General features: G+C 64.0%; 24 protein-coding genes. 8 read left to right on the top strand and 16 right to left on the bottom strand.

What is annotated here, in order from left to right; all coding sequences use genetic code 11:
- The first annotated feature begins 64 nt into the window (after nucleotides 1–64).
- On the top strand, nucleotides 65–928 hold the full coding sequence (locus NKI64_RS14450; protein ID WP_352668474.1) for a LysR substrate-binding domain-containing protein: 864 nt from the start codon (nucleotides 65–67) through the stop codon (nucleotides 926–928).
- 134 nt (nucleotides 929–1062) lie between these two features.
- Here the strand turns inward: NKI64_RS14450 and NKI64_RS14455 are convergent, their stop codons facing one another.
- The 3 genes from NKI64_RS14455 to NKI64_RS14465 form a co-directional block, all read right to left on the bottom strand.
- Nucleotides 1063–1971 carry a DMT family transporter gene (locus NKI64_RS14455; RefSeq protein ID WP_023689124.1) on the bottom strand — a complete coding sequence of 303 codons (909 nt, stop codon included), beginning with the start codon at nucleotides 1969–1971 and terminating at the stop codon, nucleotides 1063–1065.
- Between the two features lie 51 nt (nucleotides 1972–2022).
- Nucleotides 2023–2910, bottom strand: a complete 888-nt coding sequence (locus tag NKI64_RS14460) for a DMT family transporter (protein WP_023693977.1) — start codon at nucleotides 2908–2910, stop codon at nucleotides 2023–2025.
- Between the two features lie 149 nt (nucleotides 2911–3059).
- Nucleotides 3060–4562, bottom strand: a complete 1503-nt coding sequence (locus NKI64_RS14465; RefSeq protein WP_352597501.1) for a S10 family peptidase — start codon at nucleotides 4560–4562, stop codon at nucleotides 3060–3062.
- 287 nt (nucleotides 4563–4849) lie between these two features.
- Between NKI64_RS14465 and NKI64_RS14470 the strand changes: the two genes are divergently transcribed.
- Complete coding sequence (locus NKI64_RS14470) at nucleotides 4850–5356, top strand: OsmC family protein (protein ID WP_352597502.1); 507 nt, start codon at nucleotides 4850–4852, stop codon at nucleotides 5354–5356.
- A 164-nt stretch (nucleotides 5357–5520) separates the two neighbouring features.
- On the opposite strand, the gene NKI64_RS14475 is transcribed toward NKI64_RS14470, so the two are convergent.
- From NKI64_RS14475 to NKI64_RS14535, 13 genes are all read right to left on the bottom strand, one after another.
- A complete protein-coding gene (locus NKI64_RS14475; protein ID WP_023689120.1) occupies nucleotides 5521–5742 on the bottom strand; it encodes a hypothetical protein in 222 nt (73 codons plus the stop codon).
- 137 nt (nucleotides 5743–5879) lie between these two features.
- The gene (locus NKI64_RS14480; protein ID WP_023819181.1) at nucleotides 5880–6509 is read right to left on the bottom strand and encodes a hypothetical protein; all 630 of its coding nucleotides are present in this window, start codon (nucleotides 6507–6509) and stop codon (nucleotides 5880–5882) included.
- 77 nt (nucleotides 6510–6586) lie between these two features.
- The gene (locus NKI64_RS14485) at nucleotides 6587–7342 is read right to left on the bottom strand and encodes an SDR family NAD(P)-dependent oxidoreductase (protein WP_023705364.1); all 756 of its coding nucleotides are present in this window, start codon (nucleotides 7340–7342) and stop codon (nucleotides 6587–6589) included.
- Nucleotides 7343–7372: 30 nt separating this feature from the next.
- Entirely contained in the window at nucleotides 7373–8854 is a 1482-nt protein-coding gene (gene purF / locus NKI64_RS14490; protein WP_023711952.1) for an amidophosphoribosyltransferase, read from the bottom strand.
- Between the two features lie 131 nt (nucleotides 8855–8985).
- Nucleotides 8986–9651, bottom strand: a complete 666-nt coding sequence (locus tag NKI64_RS14495) for a CvpA family protein (protein WP_023711951.1) — start codon at nucleotides 9649–9651, stop codon at nucleotides 8986–8988.
- A gap of 48 nt (nucleotides 9652–9699) precedes the next feature.
- On the bottom strand, nucleotides 9700–11103 hold the full coding sequence (gene radA / locus NKI64_RS14500) for a DNA repair protein RadA (protein ID WP_023672716.1): 1404 nt from the start codon (nucleotides 11101–11103) through the stop codon (nucleotides 9700–9702).
- A 231-nt stretch (nucleotides 11104–11334) separates the two neighbouring features.
- A complete protein-coding gene (locus tag NKI64_RS14505) occupies nucleotides 11335–12828 on the bottom strand; it encodes a replicative DNA helicase (RefSeq protein WP_023731144.1) in 1494 nt (497 codons plus the stop codon).
- 230 nt (nucleotides 12829–13058) lie between these two features.
- A complete protein-coding gene (locus NKI64_RS14510; protein ID WP_023695601.1) occupies nucleotides 13059–14024 on the bottom strand; it encodes a small ribosomal subunit Rsm22 family protein in 966 nt (321 codons plus the stop codon).
- A gap of 157 nt (nucleotides 14025–14181) precedes the next feature.
- Nucleotides 14182–15531 (bottom strand): cyclopropane fatty acid synthase, encoded by a 1350-nt coding sequence (locus tag NKI64_RS14515; protein WP_352668479.1) that lies wholly within the window; start codon nucleotides 15529–15531, stop codon nucleotides 14182–14184.
- Nucleotides 15532–15717: 186 nt separating this feature from the next.
- Nucleotides 15718–16305: a 50S ribosomal protein L9 gene (gene rplI / locus NKI64_RS14520; RefSeq protein ID WP_023672721.1), complete on the bottom strand. Its 588-nt coding sequence runs from the start codon at nucleotides 16303–16305 to the stop codon at nucleotides 15718–15720.
- A gap of 266 nt (nucleotides 16306–16571) precedes the next feature.
- Nucleotides 16572–16820, bottom strand: coding sequence for a 30S ribosomal protein S18 (gene rpsR / locus NKI64_RS14525; RefSeq protein WP_006203718.1), 249 nt, complete (start codon nucleotides 16818–16820; stop codon nucleotides 16572–16574).
- Nucleotides 16820–17320 carry a 30S ribosomal protein S6 gene (gene rpsF, locus NKI64_RS14530; RefSeq protein WP_023672722.1) on the bottom strand — a complete coding sequence of 167 codons (501 nt, stop codon included), beginning with the start codon at nucleotides 17318–17320 and terminating at the stop codon, nucleotides 16820–16822. Before rpsF ends, rpsR begins: the two co-directional genes overlap by 1 nt.
- A 311-nt stretch (nucleotides 17321–17631) precedes the next feature.
- The gene (locus NKI64_RS14535) at nucleotides 17632–19560 is read right to left on the bottom strand and encodes an LTA synthase family protein (protein ID WP_023743796.1); all 1929 of its coding nucleotides are present in this window, start codon (nucleotides 19558–19560) and stop codon (nucleotides 17632–17634) included.
- Between the two features lie 277 nt (nucleotides 19561–19837).
- Between NKI64_RS14535 and fabD the strand changes: the two genes are divergently transcribed.
- The 6 genes from fabD to NKI64_RS14565 all read left to right on the top strand — a co-directional run bounded on the left by fabD (nucleotide 19838) and on the right by NKI64_RS14565 (nucleotide 25950).
- Nucleotides 19838–20785: an ACP S-malonyltransferase gene (gene fabD / locus NKI64_RS14540; RefSeq protein WP_023743797.1), complete on the top strand. Its 948-nt coding sequence runs from the start codon at nucleotides 19838–19840 to the stop codon at nucleotides 20783–20785.
- 60 nt (nucleotides 20786–20845) lie between these two features.
- The gene (gene fabG, locus NKI64_RS14545; protein ID WP_023685686.1) at nucleotides 20846–21583 is read left to right on the top strand and encodes a 3-oxoacyl-[acyl-carrier-protein] reductase; all 738 of its coding nucleotides are present in this window, start codon (nucleotides 20846–20848) and stop codon (nucleotides 21581–21583) included.
- Nucleotides 21584–21804: 221 nt separating this feature from the next.
- The gene (locus NKI64_RS14550; RefSeq protein ID WP_006203723.1) at nucleotides 21805–22041 is read left to right on the top strand and encodes an acyl carrier protein; all 237 of its coding nucleotides are present in this window, start codon (nucleotides 21805–21807) and stop codon (nucleotides 22039–22041) included.
- 34 nt (nucleotides 22042–22075) lie between these two features.
- The gene (fabF, locus tag NKI64_RS14555; RefSeq protein WP_023685687.1) at nucleotides 22076–23338 is read left to right on the top strand and encodes a beta-ketoacyl-ACP synthase II; all 1263 of its coding nucleotides are present in this window, start codon (nucleotides 22076–22078) and stop codon (nucleotides 23336–23338) included.
- 202 nt (nucleotides 23339–23540) lie between these two features.
- Nucleotides 23541–24797 carry an endolytic transglycosylase MltG gene (gene mltG, locus NKI64_RS14560; protein ID WP_023715070.1) on the top strand — a complete coding sequence of 419 codons (1257 nt, stop codon included), beginning with the start codon at nucleotides 23541–23543 and terminating at the stop codon, nucleotides 24795–24797.
- Nucleotides 24798–25059: 262 nt separating this feature from the next.
- Nucleotides 25060–25950, top strand: a complete 891-nt coding sequence (locus NKI64_RS14565; protein ID WP_352545396.1) for a YicC/YloC family endoribonuclease — start codon at nucleotides 25060–25062, stop codon at nucleotides 25948–25950.
- Nucleotides 25951–25955 lie beyond the last annotated feature (5 nt).

The following is a 25955-nucleotide window of genomic DNA, read 5'->3' on the forward strand; positions in this document are numbered from 1 at the left end:
TGCCATCATCTTTGAATCAAAAAAATCGAATTGTTTCGAACAAAAGGTTCTGTATTATCGAAGTATGCAAGCTCTCGATCCCGATCTGCTCAAAACCTTCCTTGCCTTTGTCGATTGCGGCTCGCTGGCTCAGGCTGCGTCTGCTGTCGGCCGCTCGCCCTCGGCGGTGACCGCGCAGATGCAGCGTCTCGAGGAGATCGTCGGCGAACCGCTGCTGGTGGCGCAGGGGCGCGGGCGCGGGCTGACGCCGGCCGGCGAGGATCTTGTCGGTCATGCCCGCCGCATTCTTGCCGTGCACAGCGAGGCCTGGCTGGCGCTCAAGGGCGCGCGTGCCGCTGGTCGCGTCGCCATCGGCACGACACAGGATTTCGCCGATAGCGGCCTGCCGGAGCTGCTGCGCGCCTTCGCGACCAGCCATCCGCGCGTCAGGGTCGAACTCCGCGTCGGCCGTTCGGCCGAGCTTGGCGAGGCGCTGCAGGCCGGGCAGCTCGATCTGGCCGTTGTCATGCGCAAGACGCCGGCCAATGACGAAGTCGGGCTGTTCAGTGAGCCGATGCTGTGGCTGTGCTCGCAAAAAGGGCTTGCCGTGCGGGAAGAGGAATTGCCGCTGGCGCTGCTCGACCCCTATTGCGGCTTTCGCGAAGCAGCACTCGCGGCCCTCGATGCTGCCGGCCGCCGCTACCGCATTGCCGCCGGCAGCGCCAGCCTTGCCGGCTTGCGCACGGCGGTCAATGCCGGCATCGCGCTGACCTTGCGCACCGCCCGCTTTGCCCATTCAGGCATTGCCGAAGCACCGCGCGAATTCGCCCTGCCGCCGGTGCCGACAGCGCAATTCGCGATAAAACTCGGCCAGGGCGCCGAGCGGCCGGCGCGCGATCTTGCCATCCTGCTCAGCGACAACCTCGCCTTGCCCGGCTTTGCCGGCTGATGTCCAAAGAAAAAGCCGACCTTTACGGTCGGCTTTGAGGAGGACGGGTCGAGGGGTTTGGGGGGACTTGGGGGGTGACCCGTCGCACATAAAACTGCCTGATCCGCATGATGGTTCCATGACTTGGAAAATAATTATTGGGTTGCCGCACTTTTTCTCGCGGCCAGCCAGTCGCGCCCCGCATGGGCGAAAACCGCGCACAGTACTATGGCGCCGCCGATCAGGCTGGCGGCCGGCGCGATCTCGCCGAGGAACAGGAAGGCGAACAGGATCGCAAACGGCACTTCGGCGGCACCGAGAAGGCCGGACTCGGGCGCAGGGATCAGCCGCGAGCCTTCCGTCCACAGGATCGACGCCGCCGCAAACGATCCTCCGAAGGCGACGAGCAGCACGGCGTCGCGAGCAGAAATCGCCAGGGGGTCGGTGACGAACCAGCCGAGCACGAACAGCAGAAGCGCCGAGACTGCGCCCGCCCACACCACCGGCGTGTCGCGGAAGGCGCGCACCATGATCATGTAGAGCGCGCTGCCGGCGGTCATCAGCAGCGCGAGCCCATCGCCAAACAGATGACCGCTGCCGAAGCCGGAGCCGACCATCATCGCCACGCCGCACAGCGAAACGGCGGCGGCGGCAAGCGTCTGCGCCCGGAACGGCTCGCGCACCAGCACGAAGGCGAGCAGCGCGGTGATGAAGGGCGCGGTGGCGTAGATGACCGCGACATTGGCGACATAGGTGAATTTGAACGCCGAGATGAAGGCGATGCTGGCCGCGGCGCCCTCGAGGGCCAGCAACCAGCCGCGCCAGCCAAGCCGCAAGCTTTCCCGCCCGCCGGAGCGGCGCCGGCGCCACAGCACATAGAAGGTGATCAGGATCGCGCCGACAAAGCCGCGCCAGCAAGTGATGGTCAGCGGGTCGGCGTGGATCGATTTGGTCAGCACGCCGGTGAGGGCGAAGAAAGCCGCCGAGGCCGCCACCAGCATGATGCCGAGCGTACGCTCGGCAGCGGTATCTGTGGTGCCTGGGCCGTCGAGCGCTTCCGTCATCTCAGCAGCCTATCCGTCTTCTCCTGCCACCATGCTGTCAGCACGGGGTACTCATAGCCGCTTGCGGAAATGCTCGTTGCCGATGATCAGCAGGCCGGCGCCGACGATCAACGCCGCCCCCAGAAACACCTCGCGACGCGGCACGTCGCCCCAGATCGCAAAGCCGAGCCCGAAGGCCCAGACCAATGAGGTGTATTCGAACGGCGCCACGATCGACACCGGCGCCCGCTTCATGCCTTCGAACAGCATAAATTGCGCCACGCCGCCGAGCGCGCCGACGCTGATCAAAAGCAGCAACTGGCGCCAGTCCGGCATCTGCCAGACCAACAGCGCCGGCACCGTGGAAAACACCAGGAAGTAGAAATTGTTGAGCACAAGCTGGATCAGCGTGCGCTCGGCCAGCGCCGTCTTGCGCAACAGCACCACGGCAATGCCCCACAGCACTGCCGCAGCCAGTACCAAGAGCATCGGCACGGACAAGCCGAGACGAGTGGGATCACAGGCGATGAAGACGCCGACGAAGCCGATGAACACCGCCAGCCAGCGCAACAGCGGCACCTTTTCGCCAAGCATCGCCACCGACAGCACGGTGACGATGATCGGGGCGGCGTAATAGATGGTGGTGAGTTCGGCCAGCTGCAGGGAGCGGGCCGCGTTGTAGTAGCAGAGCCAGGCGCCGAGCGTGAAGGCGCTGCGCACCAGCATCGGCCGCACGATGGGCGAGCGCATTGTGTCGGCAAAGATGGGCGGTCCGCCGATTGCAGCACAGCCGATAAGCACAGCGATCGAGCGGAAGAACATGATCTGCCAGACGCTGATGCCGACGACCAGAAGCTTGATCGCGGCGTCCTGCGTCGAAAACAGGAAATAGGCGCAGCCGGTGAACAGGATGCCGGCAAGCACCCTTTCGCGGGTTTCCAGAATGGCAATATCGGCCATGCGGCGTGTCCGGCGCTGTCAAGAGGACGAAGAAGAAGCCTGCCCCAATCAGGCTCCCATTGCAGGCTATACGGGCGAAAGCCTGCGGGGCGCTACGCCAGTGGCAAGCTTGCGTTGGCGCAGCCTGGCCGACAGCGTGGGCACGCCGTTCACTGTGTTGCCTGGTAGAGCTCCGAAGCAGCCTCCTTCAGGGCGCGCCGGCCGCCCGGCCTGAGATACATCATGTGGCCGCCCTCGATGACGTCGAGACGGATAGGTTTTGCCCCGCCGAGCGTCGGGATTTGGCTCACCAGATAGCGTGAGGCCAGATAGGGAGTGACCAGATCGGTGTCGCCGTTGACGATCACCACGCCGAGCCCCGGGTTGAGCGAGCGCGCCCGCTGCAGATCGTCCATCACCCCGGCATAGCCTTGCCGCGAGCCGCCATAGTCCCAGGCGTGGGTCACATCGCCATTGAGCAACCTGTAGCTGACATCGGTGCGAAAATTCAGCTCGTCGCGCGCATAACCGACAAAGGCCGAGGTCAGCGCCGGCACGCTGCGGTCGAGCACCGGATCCGGGCCGGCGCTGCGGGCGCTCTCCGGGGCGATGTCGCTCGTGGCGATGGTGCCGTCATACGGGCTGAGCACTTTTCCACTGGGGCGCTGGAATTCGCGCGCGAACAGGGCGGTCGGGATGCGGGCGAAATTGCGTTGCACGAGGTCGAGCGGCAGGCCGGTGATCTCGGCCACGCGCTGGCTGGCCAGTCGCCCACCCTGTTCCAGCCCGCCGGCCAGAGCGGTGAGGTAGTCACCCATAGCATAGTGTTCGACCTCGGCGAGCTTTTCGCGCAGCGCCTCGCCGCTGAGGCCTTCGCTGCGCAGGCGCACCGCCGCCAGCGAGGGCAGTTCCAGCGCCCAATGCAGTGGCTGGAATTCGTCGGGCAGCACCAGCGTGAACTCCAGTGCAGGCGAGATCAGCACGATGCCGTTGGGGCTCAGGCCGACATCTTCCTGCAGGGTCCTGGCGAGAAGTGCCGCTCGGAACCCGCCATAGCTTTCGCCGGCGAGGAAGAGCGGCGATCCGGTGCGGCCGTTCTGGGCGAGATAGAGCCGGATGAAAGCGCCGATCGAACTGGCGTCCTGGCTGACGCCCCAAAAATCTTTCGTGTCCTGGCCGGGGGCCTCGCGGCTGTAGCCGGTGCCGACCGGATCGACGAAGACGAGGTCGGTCATGTCGAGCCAACTGTCGGGATTGTCGATCAGCTTTTGCGGCGGCGGCAGGAATTGGCCATCGGCGCCGGTCGCGACGACACGCGGGCCGAGTGCGCCGAGATGCAGATAGGCGGATGCCGCGCCCGGGCCGCCATTGAAGACGAAGGTGATGGGGCGAGCCTTCTCCGCGCCCGCCAGTGGCGGCAGCGTGTAGGCGACATAGAAGATTTCCGCGGTGACCTCGCCCTTGCCGGATAGCAGCGACAGCGCGCCGGCCTTTGCCTGATAGTCCAGCTTGCGCCCGGCAATGGTGATTGAATGGCTGGTCGTCTGCGGTGCCGGCAGCAGCGACAGCACGCCTGCCGGGGCGGGGCGCTCGGGCGTTTCGGCGAGGCCGGGCTGCGCGAAGGCTGCAAGCACCAACAGGGTAAGCGAGATCAGTTTCAGCTTGAACGGCATGATGCCTCCGCGGGAATGACTCTGCTTAGGTATGGCTCGGGCGGTCGAAGTCAAAGTAACTCTTCGCGAGCTAGCGTTCCTTCACGCCCCCTCTGTCCTGCCGGACATCCCCCACAGGGATGGAGATTGGATGTCGCGACCGCTTTCGCTAATCGCCGGCGTAGAAAGCGCCATCGGCGAAGCTGCAGATCTCCCCCCTGTGGGGAGGTGGCCGGGCCAGAGGGGGGCGCTGTCTCGCTGGCATATCAGTGCTATCAAAGCGCGACGGACTCGAAAAGGAATGCAACATGGACGCCACCGCACTCAAGGCCATGCAGGCACCGATCAAGGAGGCTTATCGCGACGATTCCTCGCAAGCGCTGATCACGCTTCGCGCCAAAGGCTCCATCGACGACCAGTCGATTGCCTGCAAGGTCGAGACGGGCAGGGCGCTGGCGGTCGCCGGCCTGCATCCGGCGACCGGCGGTTCCGGGCTCGAATTGTGTTCGGGCGACATGCTGCTCGAGGCGCTGGTGGCGTGCGCCGGGGTGACGATGAAGGCGGTGGCCACCGCACTAGAGTTCAAACTCGGCGCAGCCACCGTCGAGGCCGAAGGCGATCTCGACTTTCGCGGCACGCTGGGCGTGGCCAAGGACGCCCCCGTGGGCTTTCGCGCCATCCGGTTGAATTTCAACCTCGACACGGATGAGCCGCAGGATCGCATCGACGCGCTGATCAAGCTGACGGAACGCTATTGCGTGGTCTTCCAGACCATCAACAGCAAGCCGGAGCTGACGGTGAAGGCGCGCGCCTGATCTCCCCCCCACAAGGGCCCTTGAGGGGGAGATGTCGCCGAAGGCGACAGAGGGGGTCGGGCCGACTGGACGCGACGCCCTTTGTGCGGAAGGAGGTTGGCACTCTACGCGAGGCGACCCCCTCTGGCCTGCCGGCCATCTCCCCCTCGAGGGGGGAGACTACGCTACTGCGCCGCCGGCTCTTCCGCATCACCCTCATCGGTGAAAGGCGAGGCGCTCGGCACGCAGTTGACCGCCCAGCCGGCCGGCGTCGGCTGCTTCTGATATTCGGTAATCGCGTTTGTGCACTGTTCGCGGGTGTCGAAGGTGCTGGGCAGCACCACCATGCCGCCTTGCGGGCCGGCGATCACCAGGTACCAGACCAATGCTACGCTGGGAGCAGCCATGGGAATTCCTCGCTTTGCTGGGTGTCGGAGTCGGGTTGACCCTAGCAACTCCCGGCTGATGGCGAAAGCAGGGCGAGGGGGGAGGGGGCCTGCCGGACCATCACAGACCCGTGAACGAACCGCTCCCCAGACTTCTCTCAGTTCGTCGCAAAGCAGTAGAACAGGCCGTCGCCGCCGGTGCCTTTCAGCGCCTCCTGGCTGCAGCCGCCGCGCGAGGCATGCGAGGAGTTCCAGGATTTCGCCGCCGCCGACTCGTCGAGGCCGGTGCGGTCGTGATGGCCCATCATCGCCGCGCCCTCCGCCCCGCTCAAGGTCCAGTCGCCGCAGGTCTGGTCGGCGATCTTGGTGCCGTCGGGCTTCGAGCCGGTCAGAATGTCGTGCCGGTTCGGCTTGTCGCCGCGGCCGTTGACCATCTCGCCCTTTTCGTTGAGCGCCGTCTGCTTGGTGATGGCGTTGGCGTCGCTGTGCAGCGAGGCGACGTCATCGGCGATCTTCTCGCCCTTGGCGTTGACCCAGGGACCCTTGCCGATACGGTCGCGCGCATCGACATTGGCGCTCGAGAGATAGGCGTGCCATTCCTTGCCGGTAACCCCAGCCGCTTCCGCCAGCGAGGCGCAATGCGCGTCGGCACCCTTGAGACCGCCGAGATCGGCGCCCTTGCCGGAACCGACGCTGGTGACGAAGAAACTCATCTTGGCGTCTTGCGCCAGCGCCACGCCGGCTGTGGCGGCAATCGCGGCGGCGGCAACGAGAAGAAGTCTACGCATGTCGGTCCTCCGGTTTCGAATGTCCTACATTCGAAGAAACGTAACTGGAGGCCTGTTTAATCCCGCTACAACCCGGTTTATTCCGGCTGCCGGTAGGCGACGAAGCGGTTGTTCTTGACCTGGAAGATCAGCCCCGTCTCTTTCATCTCGGGGCTCGCCAGCGGCACGATGCGTTTTGCCACCTCTGACGGGTGCGGCAGCGTTTCCGGATCCTCGCCGGGCGCGGCCTGCGCACGCATGGCGGTGCGGGTGGCGCCGGGGTCGACCGCATTGATGCGGAGCGCCAGGCTCTGCGTCTCATGCGCCCAGGAACGCGTCATGGCTTCCACAGCCGCCTTCGACGCCGCATAGGGCGCCCAGAAGGCGCGCGCCGAATGCGCGGCCCCGGACGACATGAGAATGGCGCGGCCGGCGTCGGACAGCCTGAGCAGCGGGTCGACCGAGCGGATCAGCCGCCAGGTCGAGGTGACATTGATGGTCATAACCTTCTCGAAGGTTTTGGCCTCGACATGGCCGATCGGCGAGATGACGCCGAGCACACCGGCATTGGCCACCAGAATGTCGAGCTTGCCCCAGCGCTCGTGAATGGCGCCGCCCAGCCGGTCGATGCCGGCCATGTCTGAGAGGTCGAGAGGCACCAAAGTCGCTTCGCCCTTGCCGGTTTTCGCGCGCTCGGCCTTGATCTGGTCGTCGAGTTCTTCCAGCCCGCCGACGGTCCGGGCTACCGCAATGACATGCGCGCCGGCGGCGGCAAGTTCCTTGGCGATGAAGTAGCCGATGCCGCGCGAGGCGCCGGTAACGACCGCGACGCGGCCGGAGAGGTCGAGGGTCATGCGAGCGCTTTCAAGGATAGCAGTTGGGCTTTACGCCCCGTTGTTCGCCAGCAGCGACAGCGTGCGCACATTGTCGTGGCCTTCGAAGTCGAGCAGGCGGGTCGGGTACTGGCCGGTGAAACAGGCGTCGCAGAATTGCGGCTGCTCATTGTCGCGGCTGGCTTCGCCGACGGCGCGGTAGAGCCCGTCAATGGTGAGGAAGCCGAGCGAATCGACACGGATGAACTCGGCCATTTCCTCGATCGACATGCGCGATGCCAAAAGCTTCGACTTCTCCGGCGTGTCGACGCCGTAGAAGCACGACGCGCTGGTCGGCGGCGAGGCGATTCGCATGTGCACTTCCTTGGCGCCGGCGTCGCGCACCATCTGCACGATCTTCTGGCTGGTGGTGCCGCGCACGATCGAATCGTCGACCAACACCACGCGCTTGCCCTCGATCATCCGGCGGTTGGCGTTGTGCTTGAGCTTGACGCCCATATGGCGGATCGAATCGCCGGGCTGGATGAAGGTTCGGCCGACATAGTGGTTGCGGATGATACCGAGTTCGAAGGGGATGCCTGCCGCCTGGGAAAAGCCGATTGCCGCCGGCGTGCCGGAATCCGGCACCGGCACGACGATATCGGCATCGACCGGGCTTTCCTGCGCCAATTCGGCGCCGATACGCTTGCGCACTTCGTAGACATTGCGGCCTTCGACCGAGGAGTCCGGGCGGGCGAAATAGACATATTCGAAGATGCAGAAGCGGGTCTTCTGCGGCTCGAAGGGGAACAGGCTCTCGATGCCCTTCGAGGTCACCACGACCATTTCGCCGGGCTTCAGGTCGCGCACGAAGCGGGCGCCGATAATGTCGAGCGCGCAGGTTTCGGAGGCCAGGATCCAGGCGCCGTCGAGGTCGCCGAGCACCAGCGGGCGGATGCCGAGCGGATCGCGGCAGCCGATCATCTTCTTGGAGGTCATCGCAACCAGCGAGAAAGCGCCTTCAACCTGACGCACGGCGTCGATGAAGCGCGAATTCAAATCGCGTTCCTTGCTGGTGGCAACGAGATGCAGCAGCGTCTCGGTGTCGGAGGTCGACGAGAAGATCGCGCCCTGTTTCTGCAGCGCGCGCTGCACGGTCATGGCGTTGGTGAGATTGCCGTTATGGGCGACGGCAAAGCCGCCATCGGCGAGTTCGGCGAAGAAGGGCTGGATGTTGCGCATGCCGGCGCCGCCCGTCGTGGCATAGCGCGTGTGGCCGATGGCACGGTTGCCTTGCAGGCTGTCGATGACGTGCTGCTTGGTGAAGGTGTCGCCGATCAGGCCGACATGGCGTTCGACATGGAACTGCGTGCCGTCATAGGAGACGATGCCGGCCGCTTCCTGGCCGCGATGCTGCAGCGCATGCAGGCCTAGTGTGACGATGGCCGCAGCGTCCTGCCGGCCGAAAATGCCGAACACCCCGCATTCATCGTGGAAATGATCGTCTGCTTCGGCGGAAAGGACGTCGTCCGCGTCTGCTTTCGAAACTGCCATGGGGCTCAAGCTCCGCTAAAATGGCCATATAGTGCGATAGCACCGCGAAAGCAACGCACGTCGTGCGCCGTTCACACCATAGTCAGGCCGGAACTGCCGGGATGGCGCCTGTCAGGCACCATCCGTCCGTATCAGTTTGCCGGCGCGGCTGGGGCCGGAGCCGGAGCAGCGGGTGCGTTATCGGCCGGAGCGTCGGTCTCGTCGTCGGGCGCCGGCGTATCGTCACCGGTTGCCGGAGCATCCGCCGCCGGTGCATCGGCCGCCGGAGGCGTCTCGGCTGCCGGCTGATTCGGATTGAGCTTCTTCAGGATGGCGTTTTCCGGATCTTCGGGCAGCAGGCTTTCCAGCTTGGCGCCGATGGTCTCGAGCAGCGGCTTCGACTTGGCGTTGGCGATCCAGGCAGGGGCCTTGGCGCCGGCCAGCCAGTTGAAGAACAGCAGCGCCACGGCGACGACGAGGACGCCGCGCGCGGCGCCATAGAGGAAGCCCAGCGTACGGTCGAGCGCGCCGATCCTGGAATCGATGATCCAGTCGGCAAGCTTCATGGTGATGACGGAAACGACGATCAGCGCGATGAGGAAGACGATGCCGGCGGATGCCGCCATGGCGATCTTGTCGCTTTCGACATAGGGCTGAACGTAAGGCAGCACCGGCTTGTAGAAGAAGAATGCCGCCGCGGCGGCAGCCGCCCAGGACACGACGGACAGGATTTCGCGTGACAGGCCGCGAACCATGGCGAGCATCGCCGAGACCAGGGTGAAGCCGACGAGAATTCCGTCCAGCAGCGTAATCGGCATGTCTTTCGCCCCACTCAGATTGTCTTTTCACGGCTCGGGCGAGCCGCGTCAATCTTCCACGTCGACACGGCTGCGCCGTGAGCCGGCTATGCGTGCGACGAGATCGGCAAGTTCGGTCGGCTGGAAAGCGCCGGCCCCGATCCCCCCGACAACCTCCTCGCTGCCCAAGGGCAGAACCGCACTTCCAAAACCCAGCTTTTCGGCCTCTTTAAGGCGCTGCTGCGCATGCGCAACCGGCCTCACTGCGCCCGACAGGCTGATTTCGCCGAAATAGACGCAATCGGCGGGAAGGGCAAGACCGGTGAGCGACGAAACCAGTGCAGCGGCAACCGCCAGATCGGCCGCCGGCTCGGAAATCCGGTAGCCGCCGGCGACGTTGAGGTAGACATCGTGGGTGCCGAAGCGCACGCCGCAATGGGCTTCGAGTACGGCAAGGATCATCGACAGCCGTGCGCCGTCCCAGCCGACGACGGCACGGCGCGGCGTGCCCAATGTGGACGGCGCCACCAGCGCCTGGATCTCGACCAGCACCGGACGTGTGCCTTCCATGCCGGCAAATACCGCGGCACCCGGCGATTTTGCGTGGCGTTCGCCGAGGAACAGCTCCGACGGATTGGCGACCTCGCGCAAGCCCTTGTCCGACATCTCGAAGACGCCGATCTCGTCGGTCGGCCCAAAACGGTTCTTCACCGTGCGCAGGATGCGGTAGTGATGGCCGCCTTCGCCTTCGAAATAGAGAACGGCGTCGACCATGTGCTCGACGACGCGCGGACCGGCGATCTGGCCTTCCTTGGTGACATGGCCGACCAGCACGATGGCAGCACCGGTGGATTTGGCGTAGCGGATCATCGCTTGCGCGGAGGCGCGCACCTGGGTGACGGTGCCGGGCGCCGAGTCGGCCATGTCGGTCCACAGCGTCTGGATGGAATCGAGGATGACGAGGTCCGGCCTTCTGCCGTCGGCTATTGTTGCCAGGATATCCTCGACATTGGTCTCGGCGGCAAGTTCGACCGGCGTGTCGGCGACGCCAAGCCGCTGCGCCCGCAGCCGGATCTGTGCGACCGCCTCCTCGCCCGAGACATAGACGATGCGGTGGCCTTTTGACGCCAATGCTGCTGCGGCCTGGGTAAGCAGCGTCGACTTGCCGATGCCGGGATCGCCGCCGACCAGCAGCGCCGAGCCGCGCACGAAACCGCCGCCGGTGGCGCGGTCGAGTTCGCCAATGCCGGAGATGATCCGCGGCGCATCCTCGATGTCACCGGACAGGCTGGTCAGCACCACGGCGCGGCCCTTGCGCGCATTGCGCGTGTTGGCCGGTCCCGAGCCGATGCCGCCCGAGGTGCCTTCCTCGACCAGCGTGTTCCACTCGCCGCAAGCATCGCATTTACCGGCCCAGCGCTGATGCACCGAGCCGCAATTCTGGCAGATGAACTGGACGCGCGATTTAGCCATCAGGCGCGGCCTGCTTCGAGCGTTGCTAGAAAGGCTGGTGGGGCACCACCCCCCTCTGGCCTGCCGGCCATCTCCCCCTCAAGGGGGGAGATCAGCAGCTTTGGTCTCGGCGCCCACCGTGCCACGTTGATAATTGGCGAAAGCCGACATGACATCCAATCTCCCCCCTTGAGGGGGAGATGTCCGGCAGGACAGAGGGGGGTGCGGAGGAATGAGGCCTTTCTCAACAGACTACTCGAACCTCTCCGCAATATGATGCTCTTCGGCGAGGTCGGAAAACCGTGTGAACTCGCCCTGGAAGGCGAGGCTGACCGAACCTGTCGGGCCGTGGCGCTGCTTGGCGACGATGACTTCGGCCTTGCCGCGCATCTCGTTCATCTCGTGTTCCCACTTGATGTATTCGTCGGTGCCGGGCTTCGGTTCGCGGTTCTTCAGATAATATTCCTCGCGGTAGACGAACATCACCACGTCGGCGTCCTGCTCGATCGAGCCGGATTCGCGAAGATCGGACAGCTGAGGGCGTTTGTCTTCGCGGCTTTCGACCTGACGCGACAGCTGCGACAGCGCGATGATCGGAACGGAGAGTTCCTTGGCCAGCGCCTTGAGGCCGGTGGTGATCTCGGTGATTTCCTGCACCCGGTTCTGCGACGATTTCGCGCTCGACCCCTGCATCAGCTGGATATAGTCGATGACGATGAGGTCGAGGCCGCGCTGACGCTTCAGCCGCCGCGCCCGCGCCGACAGCTGCGCGATCGAGATACCGCCGGTCTGGTCGATGAACAGCGGGATCTTCTGCATGGTCTGCGAGCAGGCGACCAGCTTTTCGAAATCCATCTCTGAAATCTCGCCGCGGCGGATTTTTGACGACGAAATTTCCGTCTGTTCGGAAATGATGCGGGTGGCGAGCTGCTCGGACGACATTTCCAGTGAGAAGAAGCCGACGACGCCGCCATTGGCTGCCTTGAACGAGCCGTCGGCCTGTTGCGCCGGCTCATACATCTCGGCGATGTTGAAGGCGATGTTGGTGGCTAGCGATGTCTTGCCCATGCCCGGACGGCCGGCAATGATGATCAGATCCGACGCCTGCAGGCCACCCATGCGGCGGTCGAGATCGCGCATGCCGGTGGCGAGGCCCGACAAATGGCCGTCGCGCATATAGGCGGCGTTGGCCATGTCGACGGCGGTCTTGACCGCGTCGGTGAAGCTCTCGAAGCCGCCATCGTAACGGCCGGTTTCGGCCAGTTCGAACAGCCGCCGCTCGGCATCCTCGATCTGTTCGGACGGCGCCATGTCGACCGGCGCGTCATAGGCGATGTTGACCATGTCCTCGCCGACGGTGATCAGCGCCCGGCGCGTGGCCAGATCGTAGATGGCGCGGCCATAATCGGTGGCATTGACGACGGTGACGGCTTCGACCGCCAGACGAACCACATATTGCGCCACCGTCATGTCGCCGACCTTCTCGTCGGCCGGCAGGAAGGTTTTCAGCGTGATCGGCGTCGCCACCTTGCCCATGCGGATGAGCTCGGCCGCGACCTCGAAGATTTTCCGGTGCAGCGGCTCGTAGAAATGGCCGGCCTTGAGGAAGTCGGAGACGCGGTAGAAGGCATCGTTGTTGACGAGGATGGCGCCGAGCAGCGCCTGCTCGGCCTCAATGTTGTTCGGCGCTTCACGATAAAGCGGTTGCTGCTCCGCCACGCCGAATTTTCGCGCTGCCTCTGCCATGATGTCCCCGATTTTGATCCCGGCTTCTCGATATCAGAACGAGATAAATCGGTGCTGACCTTTCTGCATCACCGCACGACCAATCAACCTCGATGCCCGTTGTTCACAGGGGCGGCAAACCGTCCACAGAAGAGTGTTTCCGCGCCCCGATTCCGGTTGACTCAGAAAGGCGCTGACTTTTATCCGAGTCGTTGGAACAGAGCAAGAACAATCTCGGTGATTATCCGCTTCTAGTCCAGTGTATCGCCCCAGTCCAGCCGCCGCGCTGCCTTGAACAGCTCGCCCTCGCGCTTGGTGAAAAGTGTCTCGCCGGCGCCGCCATCCGGCTGGCACAGTTTGAGCAGCACCTTGCCGGAGCCCGATTTCGGCGGCGCAATCACGCGGGGCGGATGTACAGGCGCGGGTTGCCGCGACGCCGCGACGTAGATGAATTTCTCGTCCTCCCACGGCACGTCCGCGTCTTTGGCCAGGCGATGAAGGCGCGAGCGGGCGACGCGGCGCGAAAAATGGCACCAGTCGGGCGGCTCAAGCGGGCAGGGCGCCTCATGCGGACAAGGCGCCAGCACATGCGCCCCGGCCTCCAGCAATTGCCTGCGCACTGCCAGGATGCGCTGCCAGCCTGCCGGTGTGCCGGGCTCGACAATCAGCAGTGTGTCGCCGGTCAAATGCCAGAGCCGGCCGACAAGCTTCGGCAGCGATGCCGGCGCGATCTCGTCCAGCACATAGGCGCAGGTGACCAGATCGGCAGGCTTGAGATCGGCAAGGTCGATGGTCACGTCGCCGGCGCGCCAGTCCATCCTGGTGGCGATGGTATCAAGGGCGAGCGACTGGCCAACCTTGCGCACCGCGGCGCTTGCTTCAACCAGAACCGCCTCTTCGAGGTCGGGCCACAGGTCTGTAGTGGCCCAAAGCACCGTGCCAGGACCGGCGCCGACATCGAGCAAGCTCGTTGGCTGGAAATCGGGCCGCGCATAGGCGAGTTCGTCGAGACCGGCCCGTACCGCCGCGTAGGTCGCCGGCAGCCGCGTCGCCAGATAGGCTTTTACCGCCATCTCTTCGGCCATGTGCGGGCGGCCGTCGCGCAATTCGGCGCGGTAGCGGTCAGACAGCGTCTTCGCCGCCTGGCGCAGCACCGCCAGCGGTATCGTTTCGAGCAGGCGCTCGACGCCTTGTCGCAGCGAGGCGGGGAGTTCCACGCTCAGGCTCCGCGTGCCGCGAGCACCGAGGCGCGGGCGAACTCGACAAGGGTGGTGGCGATGGTGGGCAGGCAGGTCATTAAAAAAGGTCTCGCGAGAACGAGACCTTTTTCAGTGTCAGAGCCGTCAATGGCAAGCGGCAATCGCAATCGAGGCGTTATTCGCGATCCGCCACCTTGCGACGGCGCGCTGGCTTGGCCGCAACGGACCTGACAGCAACGGACCTGGCAGGCACAGACCTAGCGACAGCAGGCTCGGCGGCCGCCGCCTCCTGACGATGCCCCATTTCGCGCATTTCGAGCGCCTTTTCACATTTGGCCATGTAGTCGCGCGTCATCGGCAGCGTGTCGTTCTTCTTGGCGATCTGGATCTGGAAGATCACCAGATCCTGCCAGCGGAAGGCGGCTTCCGAAGCCGCCAGATAGAACTCCCACATCCTGCAGAAGCGCTCGTCGTAGATGGCTTTGGCCTTGTCGCGGTTGGCGGCAAAGCGCTGGCCCCAATGCTTCAGCGTATCGGCATAGTGCAGCCGCAAAATCTCGATGTCGGTGACCACAAGGCCCGACTTCTCGATCGCCGGCATCACCTCCGACAGCGAGGGAATGTAGCCGCCCGGAAAAATGTACTTGCGGATGAAGGCGCTGGTCGCCCACGGCACGCCGGAGCGGCCGATCGTGTGCAAGAGCATGACGCCGTCGGGCTTCAACAACGTCGCCGACTTGTCGAAGAAAGTGCGGAAGTGGTTGACGCCGACATGCTCGAACATGCCGACCGAGACAATGCGGTCGAAGCGTTCGTTGAGTTCGCGGTAGTCCTTGAGGTCGAAATGCATGCGGTCCTGCAAGCCTTGCGCATGCGCCCGGTCGGTGGCGACGCCGTGCTGCTCGGTCGACAGCGTCACGCCTTGCACGTCGACATCGAAAGCCTTGGCGAGATAGAGGCCGAGCCCACCCCAGCCGGAGCCGATATCGAGCACGGTCTGGCCGGCCTTCAGCCTGAGCTTGGCGGCGATATGGCGTTTCTTGGCCATCTGCGCCTCGTCGAGCGTCATGTCCGGCTGTTCGAAATAGGCGCAGGAATACTGCATGTCGTCGTCTAGGAAGAGCCGGTAGAGGTCACCCGACAAATCATAGTGGCGCTGCACGTTGCGGCGCGCCCGTGATGCGGTGTTGATCTGCTGCAGGCGGCGAAAGGCGTGGCGCAGACCCTCGATGGCCTTCGACCAGGTGGCGTCGATACCGCCGCTGCCCATGTTCTGGAAGGCGATGCGCATCATACCCAGTACGCCGCCCTCGATGATGTCGAGTTCGCCGTCCATATAGGCTTCCGGCACGGCCAGCATCGGATCGAAGGTAATGGCGCGCTCGGCATGCGCGGTCTTGATGTGCATATGCACCGGCTCGCCGCTGCCGTCGCCGAAAACCACTGTCGAGCCCTTCGGCCCGGTGACTTTCAGATTGCCCGTACGCACCAGGCGGTCGAGAACGCGCTTCAACAGAATATTCATCACCAAATGTCCCCTCACGGTCAGACTGGCGGACCAATTCTGCAACAATATATAGGGGTTCGAAAAGTTCCATTTGGCACAAAAATGCCCGGGCGAGAGGCCCGGGCATTGGTCCAGAAAGGCTGGATGACGAGGAAGTGATTGGAGCGCTGCTCCCCTCGCTTCCCGATCAGGCCCCGTGCGGGATCAGGCGTTGTCTTCTTCGCCGCCTTCGAACTCGGTGTTCGGGTCGAAGAAGTTCTCCGGCCGTGCGTTGTCGTTGATGTCGTCGCCATAGATGGCTTCGGCGGTGGTCAGCGTCTCGCCCTTGGCCTGGCGCTCGGCTTCGTCGGCCGTGCGGGCGATGTTGAGGCTGATGGTGACCTCGACTTCCGGATGCAGCGCAATCGCCACATTGGTGACGCCGATGGTCTTGATCGGCTGGTTGAGCTGGATCTGGTTGCGGTTGACCGAGAACCCTTCGGCGGTCAGCAGGTCGGCGATGTCGCGGGTCGACACCGAACCGTAGAGCTGGCCTGTCTCGCCGGCCGAACGCACGGCGATGAAGCTCTTGCCGTCGAGCTTTTCGGCAACCTGGCTGGCTTCCGACTTGCGCTCGAGGTTGCGCGCTTCGAGCTGCGCGCGCTGCCCTTCGAACTTCTTCTTGTTGGCTTCGTTGGCGCGCAGCGCCTTGCCCTGCGGCAAGAGGAAGTTGCGGGCAAAGCCGTCCTTGACCTTGACGGTATCGCCCATCTGGCCGAGGCGGGAAACGCGTTCGAGAAGAATCACTTGCATGGTCTTGTTCCTTCGTCTGGGCACCGACCGCGGGATCGGCGCCGAATTGAATGGAACAGGTCAGGAAGCTCTGAGCGCCTTGGCGCCGGTGTCGCTGTCCTGCCTGTCGCGGCAGTTAGAGGCTTTTCACCTCAACTCGGGATTTCAATGCACGTCGCCAAGAGTGGTCCCGGTTTTGGGACAACGACATGCATCATCAAATTACCCCTGCGGCGCCCGTCGCCGTGGGAGAAGGAAGCAGGCGGCGAACCGCCCGCTCGAAAGTCTTAGCGAACCACGTAGGGCAGCAGGCCGAGGAAGCGGGCGCGCTTGATCGCCTTGGCGAGTTCGCGCTGCTTCTTCTGGCTGACGGCGGTGATGCGCGACGGCACGATCTTGCCGCGCTCGGAAATGTAGCGCTGCAGAAGACGCACGTCCTTGTAGTCGATCTTGGGCGCGTTGGCGCCGGAGAACGGGCAGGTCTTGCGGCGGCGATGGAACGGGCGCCGGGTCGGGATCTGATTGATGTCGACCATTATTCTGCACCTCCTTCAACGCCTTCGCGCGGACGGCGCGGACCACGATCACCACCGGCGTCGCCAAATGAGCGCGGCGGACGATCGCCACGGTCGCCGCGATCACGGTCGCCGAACGAGCGCGGACCACGATCACCACGGTCGCGGTCGCCGAAGCCGCCGCGTTCCGAGCGCTCTTCGCGCTTCTGCATCATGGCCGACGGGCCTTCCTCATGCGCCTCGACCTTGACGGTCAGGAAACGCAGCACGTCCTCGGACAGGCCCATCTGGCGCTCCATCTCGTTGAGCGCTGCCGGCGGGCAGTTGAGGTCCATAAGCGTGTAGTAAGCCTTCCGGTTCTTGTTGACCCGGTAGGTGAGGGACTTCAGTCCCCAGTTCTCGACCCGGCCGACGGACCCGCCATTTGCGGAGATGACGCCCTTGTACTGTTCGACAAGCGCATCGACCTGCTGCTGCGAGAGGTCCTGCCGGGCAAGGAACACATGTTCGTATAGAGCCATAGTGGTTCAGTGCCTTTCTTCGTTTCTCTCCCGGATCCTCGCGGCAAAGCCTCTGCAACTTCTCTGACCCGCTGGTCCCGAGGGGGCGGGGAAGAAAGGAGCATTTCGAGACGGTCGAGAGCGGAGACACGGGAGGCGGAAGCGCTTCTGGCTTCACACGAAGGTTTTGGGTAAAACCTCCGGCCCTCCGTTCAGCCCCCAGCAAGGACCGGCAGATTGCGGGCGTCTATATAGCAAATTGGCTGGAAGGCAAGGGTAACGCATGCTCCGGACAGCGTCCTGGCGTCGCAGGGTTGGAAAAATACCAGGCATCAACTCGTATGCGGGGTACCACCGTTGATCGTTTCGGGGAAGAAGTCCGGAGCCGCCTTACGCTTGCCGAACATCATATCGTATTGCAGCAGGCGGAAGTCGTTGATCGCCGGATCAACGTCCTTCTGCCGCGCCCAGTCCGGCGTGGCCTCACCTGACGGTGTCAAAAGCAGATTGCGGTCGACGACGCGATAGCGTTCGCGCAGCGCGCCCAGGAAGCCGGTATAGTAGGGGTGCGTGATCCCGGCCGTGGTAAGGATATGGTAGGGCAGGAAGGCCGGGCTCACCGCGCCCATATCCTGCGCCGGACCGGTGCGGTTAGACCAGATGACCAGCGGCGTCTGATGATGCTCCAGTGCCGCCTCCGGCGTCGGTTCCTTGCGCGGCGCGACATTGTCCTTCAGGTAACCGGTTTCGACATAGACGGGGCCGAGCGGCGGCAGATGGTCGCCGAAGAAGGCGATGACCGTCGGCCGCTCGCGCTTCTTCGCCCATTCGATCAATCGCTCGAGGCCACGGTCGGCATCGGCCGATCCCTCGGCGTAGCTGAGCAGCGATTCCCGCGCCCACGTGCTGATCGGTGCCACGACCTTGTGGGTCGGATTGTAATAGCGGTACGGCTCGTAGGGACCGTGGTTCTGCAGGCTGACGGCGAAGAAGAACACCGGCCGCTCGCTGGCGTCGGCCTCTGCGATGATCTCGTCGGTCATCGACGCATCGGAAGCCAGCGGCCCGCGCTTTTCCAGTGGCGGCAGCGTCTCTTCCGAGCGGAAATCGTTGAAACCGAAATCGGCATAGACGGCGCCCCTGTTCCAGAACCAGTTGGTGCCCGGATGGATGGCGCGCGCCCGGTAGCCCTCGCTTTTCAGGAAGGTCGCCAGCGACGGCGTCGGCGTGCGCACATATTGCTGGTAGGGGATCGAGCCCGCCGGCAGGAAGGCATTGGAAAAGCCGGTCAGCGCCTCGAATTCGATGTTGGCGGTCATGCCGCCGAATTCCGGCGAAAACATATAGCCGGAACGCAGCGCCCGCACATTGGGGATCGGGTCAGGCGTGATTGTGACGCCGGGCAGCTTGGTCGGATCCCAGAAAGATTCGCTCATCACCACGATGATGTCGGGTTTCTCATCCGGTACCGAGGCCGCCACAGCAGGCCTGTCGATCGCGTCGATCGCCTTGTCGGAATAGCCCGCCGGCGCCGAGACATGCGCCATCGGCACGTTGAGCGCGAAGGCCAGCGCAAACCCGTTGGAGGCGTAGTTCTCCTTCTGGTCCCACATGATCGGGATGATCTGCAGCCGGTCGCGGGTCCACGAGAAGGTGGCGTAGTCCATGATCGAGACGAAGAAGGCGAGCAGCGGCACTGCCAGCGTCAGCCGCGCCAGCCGCCCTTTGCGGCTGAGGATCGGAACCTTGCGGCGCCACAACCGCCAGCCATAGATCAGCAGCGACAGGCCGGCGACGATGCCGACCGCCATGGCGAGCGCCGTCCAGGGCCGCTCGCGCACCAGGAGCGGCATCAGTGCCATGATCTGGCGCGAATAAAGAAAATCGGTTGGGTAGAGCGGATCGCCGAGATAATGCGACTTCTGATGCCCGACAAAGGCCAGCGCCAGCGTCAGGGGCGCCACGATCATCAGGCTCTGGTGACTGCGGCCAAGCACGGCGTCCAGTCCCATCAGCACCAATGCAAAGACAATGATGGTGGTCCAGCCCGGCTTGAATGGCTGCAGGAAGAAGTCGACCGTGCCGAAGAAGTCGCCGCGCACGATCCATTCGATAGCGAACACCAGGATGGCGGAGGCAAGCAGCGTGACCAGACCGTAGCGGATGACCGGCCATCTGCGCCCCGGCAGGTAGCCGGTGGACGGATCGTCTTCCAAGAATTGTGGCGCGGGTACGGCCGCGCCTTTCCTGATCCTAGCCACGTCTCTTCCCCCGGCCCAAGCAACGCGTATTTCCACTCGCGCCACCGTTCTGTCATAGAACTGTCATGCAAAAGCTAGCGCCTGTGGCGAAAATAAGAAGAGCCAGCAAACGATTCGTGAGCGGTTTTCATCAGGTGTGATCGGCAAAAAGCCTTTGGGAACAGGGACTCGAGGTCAGCTCCGGTTCAAGCGAGAGCCGAAATGCCGCCTCCGGGCTTGACTTGACGGTCCGCCTTGCGTCACAGGCAGGAAAAATCAGCCGCTGGAGAGCGCCCAAATGGCCGTCGCATTCACCTTTCCGGGACAGGGCAGCCAGGCTGTCGGCATGGGCAAGGACCTCGCCGACGCCTTCCCCGAGGCACGCAGGGTGTTCGAGGAAGTCGATGATGCGTTGGGCGAAGAGCTGTCGAAACTGATCTGGGAAGGCCCGGAAGAGGCGCTGACCCTGACTGCCAATGCCCAGCCGGCGCTGATGGCGGTCTCGCTGGCGGCGATCCGCTCGCTGGAAGCGCGCGGCTTTTCGCTGAAGGACAAGGTTGCCTACGTTGCCGGTCATTCGCTCGGCGAATATTCCGCCCTTGCCGCGGCCGGTTTCGTTTCGGTCGCCGATGCTGCCCGGCTGCTGCGCATCCGAGGCAACGCCATGCAGGCGGCGGTGCCGGCCGGCGAGGGCGCCATGGCGGCGATCATCGGACTGGAACAGCCCGACGTCGAAGCCGCTTGCACCGAGGCCGCAACGGGATCCGGCAAAGTCTGCCAGATCGCCAACGACAATGGCGGCGGCCAGCTGGTGATCTCCGGCGCCAGGGCGGCGGTGGAACTCGCCGCGAAACTGTGCACAGAAAAGGGCGCCAAGCGGGCGCTGATGCTGCAGGTCTCCGCACCCTTCCATTCGGCGCTGATGGCGCCGGCGGCCGATGTCATGCGCGAGGCGCTGGCCGGCGTGACCAAGAATGCACCGGTCGTGCCCGTCGTCTCCAACGTCACTGTAGCCCCGACCAGCGACCCCGACGAGATCGCGCGCCGCCTGGTCGAGCAGATCACCGGCCGCGTGCGCTGGCGCGAAACGGTGGAGTGGTTCGGCGCCAACGGCGTCGCCACGCTGTTTGAGATCGGCGCCGGCAAGGTGCTTTCCGGCCTGGCGCGGCGGATCAACCGCGACATCGCCACATCCGCCGTCGGCACGCCGCCAGATGTCGAGGCGGCGCTGGCCGCGCTTGCATAATCCACTGGCGATTCAACCCCTCCCGTGGGAAGGGTGTTCTCTTAAGATCAGGAGACGAAAATGTTCGAACTGACCGGCCGCAAGGCGCTCGTCACCGGCGCATCGGGCGGCATTGGCGAGGCGATTGCCCGGGTGCTGCATGCGCAAGGCGCCATTGTCGGCCTGCACGGCACCCGCATCGAGAAACTGGAGACCCTGGCCGGCGAACTCGGCGACCGGGTAAAGCTGTTCCCGGCCAATCTTGCCGACCGTGACGAGGTCAAGGCGCTTGGCCAGAAGGCCGAAGCCGAACTCGAAGGCGTCGACATACTGGTCAACAATGCCGGCATCACCAAGGACGGCCTGTTCGTGCGCATGGCGGACGCGGATTGGGACAGCGTGCTGGAGGTGAACCTCACCGCCGTGTTCCGGCTGACCCGCGAGCTGACCCATCCGATGATGCGCCGCCGCCATGGCCGCATCATCAACATCACCTCGGTGGTCGGCGTCACCGGCAATCCTGGCCAGACCAATTATTGCGCCTCCAAGGCCGGCATGATCGGCTTTTCCAAGTCGCTGGCGCAGGAGATCGCCACCCGCAACATCACCGTCAACTGCGTCGCCCCGGGCTTTATCGAATCGGCCATGACCGACAAGCTCAACGACAAGCAGAAAGACGCGATAATGGCCGCGATCCCGACGCGCCGCATGGGCACGAGTGTTGAAGTGGCGTCGGCCGTCGCCTATCTCGCCTCCAACGAGGCAGCCTACGTCACCGGCCAGACCATCCATGTCAACGGTGGCATGGCCATGATCTGACAGGATATTGCCGGGTGATAAGAAGACATGGCCGGCTTGTGAAAAGAGACCATTTCGCCTTGGACCTCAGCCATTTTTCGTGTAATGCGGCCCGCAACCCGGCGGTTCGGGCAAAAACCGGTCCGGCATCGTTGCGTTTCCGGCAGGACCATCTTTCAGCTTGATTAGCGGCATTCTGCCCGCTAACGAAGACAGACAAACAAAAGACGAGGATGCCCCAAATGAGTGACACCGCAGAGCGCGTCAAGAAGATCGTCATCGAACATCTTGGCGTCGATGCCGACAAGGTGACGGAGCAGGCGAGCTTCATCGATGATCTGGGCGCAGACAGCCTCGACACGGTCGAACTCGTCATGGCCTTCGAAGAAGAGTTCGGCGTCGAGATTCCGGACGATGCGGCCGAGACCATCCTGACCGTCGGCGATGCCGTGAAGTACATCGACAAGGCTTCGGCCTGACACCATCCGCAGTCATCACCGGGGAGGACCTGCGATGAGGCGTGTCGTCGTCACGGGCCTTGGCCTGGTTTCGCCGTTCGGCATGGGCTTCGAGCACAGCTGGAAGGAACTTCTGACCGGCCGCAGCGCCGCGAAGCGCGTCACCGAGTTCGAAGTGGAAGATCTTGCCTGCAAGATCGCCCACGTCATTCCTCGCGGTGACGGCACCAACGGCACGCTCAATCCCGAAGCCGTGCTCGAGCCCAAGGAACTGCGCAAGATCGGCGACTTCATCCTTTACGGGATTGCGGCCGCCGACGAAGCGCTGAAGGATTCCGGCTGGGAGCCCAGCACCGAAGCCGAGCGCTGCGCCACCGGCGTCATGATCGGCTCCGGCATTGGCGGCCTCGAGGGCATCGCCGAGAACGCTATCATCCTGAAAGAGCGCGGACCGCGCCGTATCAGTCCATTCTTCATTCCCGGCAACATTATCAACCTGGTATCTGGCCAGGTATCGATCCGGCATGGGCTGAAAGGCCCCAACCACGCCGTCGTCACCGCCTGCTCGACCGGCGCGCACGCCATTGGCGATGCCGCCCGGCTGATCATCTTCGGCGATGCCGACGTGATGCTGGCCGGCGGCGCGGAATCGCCGGTGACCAGACTATCGCTTGCCGGCTTCGCTGCTTGCCGGGCACTGTCCACCGACCGCAACGACACGCCTGAGAAGGCCTCGCGTCCCTATGACCGCGACCGTGACGGCTTCGTCATGGGCGAGGGCGCCGGGGTCGTCGTGCTGGAAGAACTCGAACACGCCAAGGCGCGCGGCGCCAAGATCTATGCCGAGGTCACCGGCTACGGCCTGACCGGCGATGCCTATCACATCACTGCACCGGCCGAAGACGGCGACGGCGCCTTCCGCTGCATGACGGCGGCGCTGAACCGGGCCAAGCTGACGCCCGCCGACGTCGACTACATCAACGCGCACGGCACCTCGACCATGGCCGACACGATCGAACTCGGCGCCGTCGAGCGGCTGGTCGGCAACGCCGCCTCGAAAATCTCGATGTCGTCGACCAAGTCGTCGATCGGCCATCTCCTGGGTGCCGCGGGTGCCGCCGAGGCGATCTTTTCGATCCTCGCTATCAGAGACAACATCGCGCCAGCTACCATCAATCTTGACAACCCGGAACGCGAAACCGCGATCGATCTTGTTCCGAACACGCCACGGCATCGCCAGGTCGACGTGGCGCTGTCCAACTCCTTCGGCTTCGGCGGCACCAACGCTTCGCTGGTATTCCAGCGTTATACAGGCTGATTGCGGTATCGACCGGCGCGCCAGCGGTCTGTCGTCAATTTTGCCATATTCAAGCCTACTCTGCCGCTGGGGATTCGTCGCATCGGCCTGAAACCGAAGGCGCTTTTTTTAAAAGCACGATGCGTAGGCTTGAAATGTTAGGGCACGCTGTGCGTCCAATCGGGCGCATGGTCGCTCTAAGAGATCAGATGGTAGGGCGCTAATGAACACCAATCCGGGCGGCAGCGGACAATTCGGACAAAACCAGCAGACCGGCCCGATCGTGCCGAAGACCGCGGCCGAAGCTTTGCGCCCGGAAGCCGGCACACCACCACCAAAGCGCTCGCGCGCCTCGCGCAGCCAAGTCGTGGTGTTCATGAACTTCGTCATCTCCGCGGTGATGTTGATGATCCTCGCCGCCGGCGTTTCGCTCTATTTCGGCAAGCAGGCATTCAACGAACCGGGCCCGTCGGTGGCCGGCGACACCTTCCTGGTCAAGCCGAGCACCGGCGTCCAGGATATTGCCGACCAGCTCGAACGGCGTGGGCTGATCAGCGATGCCCGCATCTTCCGCATCGCCGTGCGGGTCTATGGCAATGATTCAGCGCTGAAGGCAGGCGAATACGAGATAAAGCCGCGCGCCTCCATGCGCGACATCATGGAGCTTCTGAAGAGCGGCAAATCGGTGATGTATTCGCTGACCATTCCCGAGGGCCTGACGGTCGAGCAGGCGCTGCAGCGCATCGCCGAGCAGGATGCGCTGACCGGCGACATGCCGGCCGCCAAGCCGGCTGAGGGCAGCCTCGCCACCGACACGCTGCGCTTTACCCGCGGCGCCACGCGCCAACAGATGGTCGACAAGCTGCTCGCCGACCAGAAGAAGCTGGTCGACGAGGTCTGGCAGCGGCGCGCGCCCGACCTGCCTCTGGCCAATGTCGACGACTTCGTCACCTTGGCCTCGATCGTCGAAAAGGAAACCGGCCGGGGCGACGAGCGCTCGCGCGTTGCCGCCGTCTTCCTCAACCGTCTGGCCAAGGGCATGCGGCTGCAATCCGATCCGACCATCATTTACGGCCTGTTCGGCGGCAAGGGCAAACCCGCCGACCGGCCGATTTATCAATCTGACATCCAGAAACAGACGCCTTACAACACCTATCTGATCAATGGCCTGCCGCCGACGCCGATCGCCAATCCCGGCCGCGCCGCGCTCGAAGCCGTCGCCAACCCGTCGAAGACCGATGATCTCTATTTCGTCGCCGACGGCACCGGCGGCCACGTCTTTGCCACCACGCTTGCCGAGCACAATGAGAACGTTGCCCGCTACCGGGCACTGCAGAAGAAGCAGGCTGAAGACGCCGCCAAGGGCGCCAAGACTCCGGGCCAGACCGATGCGCCGGCGGATGGCGACGACAACGGTGACGCAAGTGGCGATGCCGCCGGTGACAGCGGTGATGCCGGCGATACGGGTGCCGCCCAGTAGCAGGCCGGCGCTTTCAGAGGGATCGACCTTAAGCGACGCGGACAGAGGCGGACGCGCTGCTGCTTTGAACGAACAGCGGGGTTCGAAGCGTTTTCGGTCTTGCTCGGGTGCCTCTGAATCTCGATTTCAGCCCTGCGAGATCGAAACGACAGCGGCAATCAACATCTTGCCGGTATTGCGATTCTGACATTCGCGCTGCCCGTGATATCGAACGCATGCGCAATTGTTAGAATCGGACCATCAGGGAGACACGAGCCGCATCATGAATTTGCAGAGCATGACCGGATTTGCACGCACTGTTGCCGAACATGACGGCGCCTCGATCGCCTGGGAGGTCAAGTCGGTCAACGGCAAGAGCGTCGAGGTCAGGTTGCGGTTGCCGCAAGGTTTCGAGCGGCTCGAACCGACTGTGCGGCAGACGCTGCAGAAGCGCTTTTCGCGTGGCAATTTCCAAGCGACGCTGACCGTCGGCCGCGCCGCCGGCCAGCAGGCGCAGCCGGTGGTCAACGAAGCCTTCCTCAGGGATCTGGCGGGCATGGCCAAGCGGCTGCAGGACCAGTTCGGTGTTGGTCCGGCAACTGCCGACGGTCTGCTTTCCCTGCGCGGCGTGCTCGATATCCCTGAAACCAGCGAAACCGAGGAGGTGCGGGCAGCACTCGACGCGTCAATCCTGTCCGCGCTGGAAACGGCGCTTACAGGTCTCGAGCAGGCACGCCAGAACGAGGGCGAAGCGCTGCGTTCGCTGCTTTCCGGCCATATCGACGCCATTGAGGCGCTGACGCTTCAAGCCGAGGCCGACCCGTCGCGCGAACCGGCGGCGATCCGCGAGCGGATCGCCGAACAGGTGCGGCTGCTGATGGATGCGTCGGCCAATCTCGATGCCGGCCGGCTGCACATGGAAGCGGCGTTCCTGGCCACCAAGGCCGATATCCGTGAAGAGATCGATCGGCTGAAGACGCATGTGGCGTCGGGCAGAGCGCTGCTGGCAAATGGCGGCGCCATCGGCCGCAAGCTCGATTTTCTGGCGCAGGAATTCAACCGCGAATCGAATACGCTGTGTTCCAAGTCGAACGCCGCCACTGTCACCGCCATCGGGCTGGAACTGAAGGCGGTGGTCGACCAGTTTCGCGAACAGGTCCAGAATCTGGAGTAAACCCG

Origin of the sequence: Mesorhizobium sp. M0478 (genome assembly GCF_040321305.1) — a bacterium.
In the GTDB taxonomy this organism is placed as follows: Bacteria; Pseudomonadota; Alphaproteobacteria; order Rhizobiales; family Rhizobiaceae; genus Mesorhizobium.

Excerpts from the sequence above, each read along its gene's own strand:
- NKI64_RS14450 (WP_352668474.1), top strand. The coding sequence starts at position 65 with ATGCAAGCTCTCGATCCCGATCTGCTCAAAACCTTCCTTGCCTTTGTC.
- NKI64_RS14455 (WP_023689124.1), bottom strand. The coding sequence starts at position 1,971 with ATGACGGAAGCGCTCGACGGCCCAGGCACCACAGATACCGCTGCCGAG.
- NKI64_RS14460 (WP_023693977.1), bottom strand. The coding sequence starts at position 2,910 with ATGGCCGATATTGCCATTCTGGAAACCCGCGAAAGGGTGCTTGCCGGC.
- NKI64_RS14465 (WP_352597501.1), bottom strand. The coding sequence starts at position 4,562 with ATGCCGTTCAAGCTGAAACTGATCTCGCTTACCCTGTTGGTGCTTGCA.
- NKI64_RS14470 (WP_352597502.1), top strand. The coding sequence starts at position 4,850 with ATGGACGCCACCGCACTCAAGGCCATGCAGGCACCGATCAAGGAGGCT.
- NKI64_RS14475 (WP_023689120.1), bottom strand. The coding sequence starts at position 5,742 with ATGGCTGCTCCCAGCGTAGCATTGGTCTGGTACCTGGTGATCGCCGGC.
- NKI64_RS14480 (WP_023819181.1), bottom strand. The coding sequence starts at position 6,509 with ATGCGTAGACTTCTTCTCGTTGCCGCCGCCGCGATTGCCGCCACAGCC.
- NKI64_RS14485 (WP_023705364.1), bottom strand. The coding sequence starts at position 7,342 with ATGACCCTCGACCTCTCCGGCCGCGTCGCGGTCGTTACCGGCGCCTCG.
- purF (WP_023711952.1), bottom strand. The coding sequence starts at position 8,854 with ATGGCAGTTTCGAAAGCAGACGCGGACGACGTCCTTTCCGCCGAAGCA.
- NKI64_RS14495 (WP_023711951.1), bottom strand. The coding sequence starts at position 9,651 with ATGCCGATTACGCTGCTGGACGGAATTCTCGTCGGCTTCACCCTGGTC.
- radA (WP_023672716.1), bottom strand. The coding sequence starts at position 11,103 with ATGGCTAAATCGCGCGTCCAGTTCATCTGCCAGAATTGCGGCTCGGTG.
- NKI64_RS14505 (WP_023731144.1), bottom strand. The coding sequence starts at position 12,828 with ATGGCAGAGGCAGCGCGAAAATTCGGCGTGGCGGAGCAGCAACCGCTT.
- NKI64_RS14515 (WP_352668479.1), bottom strand. The coding sequence starts at position 15,531 with ATGAATATTCTGTTGAAGCGCGTTCTCGACCGCCTGGTGCGTACGGGC.
- rplI (WP_023672721.1), bottom strand. The coding sequence starts at position 16,305 with ATGCAAGTGATTCTTCTCGAACGCGTTTCCCGCCTCGGCCAGATGGGC.
- rpsR (WP_006203718.1), bottom strand. The coding sequence starts at position 16,820 with ATGGTCGACATCAATCAGATCCCGACCCGGCGCCCGTTCCATCGCCGC.
- rpsF (WP_023672722.1), bottom strand. The coding sequence starts at position 17,320 with ATGGCTCTATACGAACATGTGTTCCTTGCCCGGCAGGACCTCTCGCAG.
- fabD (WP_023743797.1), top strand. The coding sequence starts at position 19,838 with ATGGCCGTCGCATTCACCTTTCCGGGACAGGGCAGCCAGGCTGTCGGC.
- fabG (WP_023685686.1), top strand. The coding sequence starts at position 20,846 with ATGTTCGAACTGACCGGCCGCAAGGCGCTCGTCACCGGCGCATCGGGC.
- NKI64_RS14550 (WP_006203723.1), top strand. The coding sequence starts at position 21,805 with ATGAGTGACACCGCAGAGCGCGTCAAGAAGATCGTCATCGAACATCTT.
- fabF (WP_023685687.1), top strand. The coding sequence starts at position 22,076 with ATGAGGCGTGTCGTCGTCACGGGCCTTGGCCTGGTTTCGCCGTTCGGC.
- mltG (WP_023715070.1), top strand. The coding sequence starts at position 23,541 with ATGAACACCAATCCGGGCGGCAGCGGACAATTCGGACAAAACCAGCAG.
- NKI64_RS14565 (WP_352545396.1), top strand. The coding sequence starts at position 25,060 with ATGAATTTGCAGAGCATGACCGGATTTGCACGCACTGTTGCCGAACAT.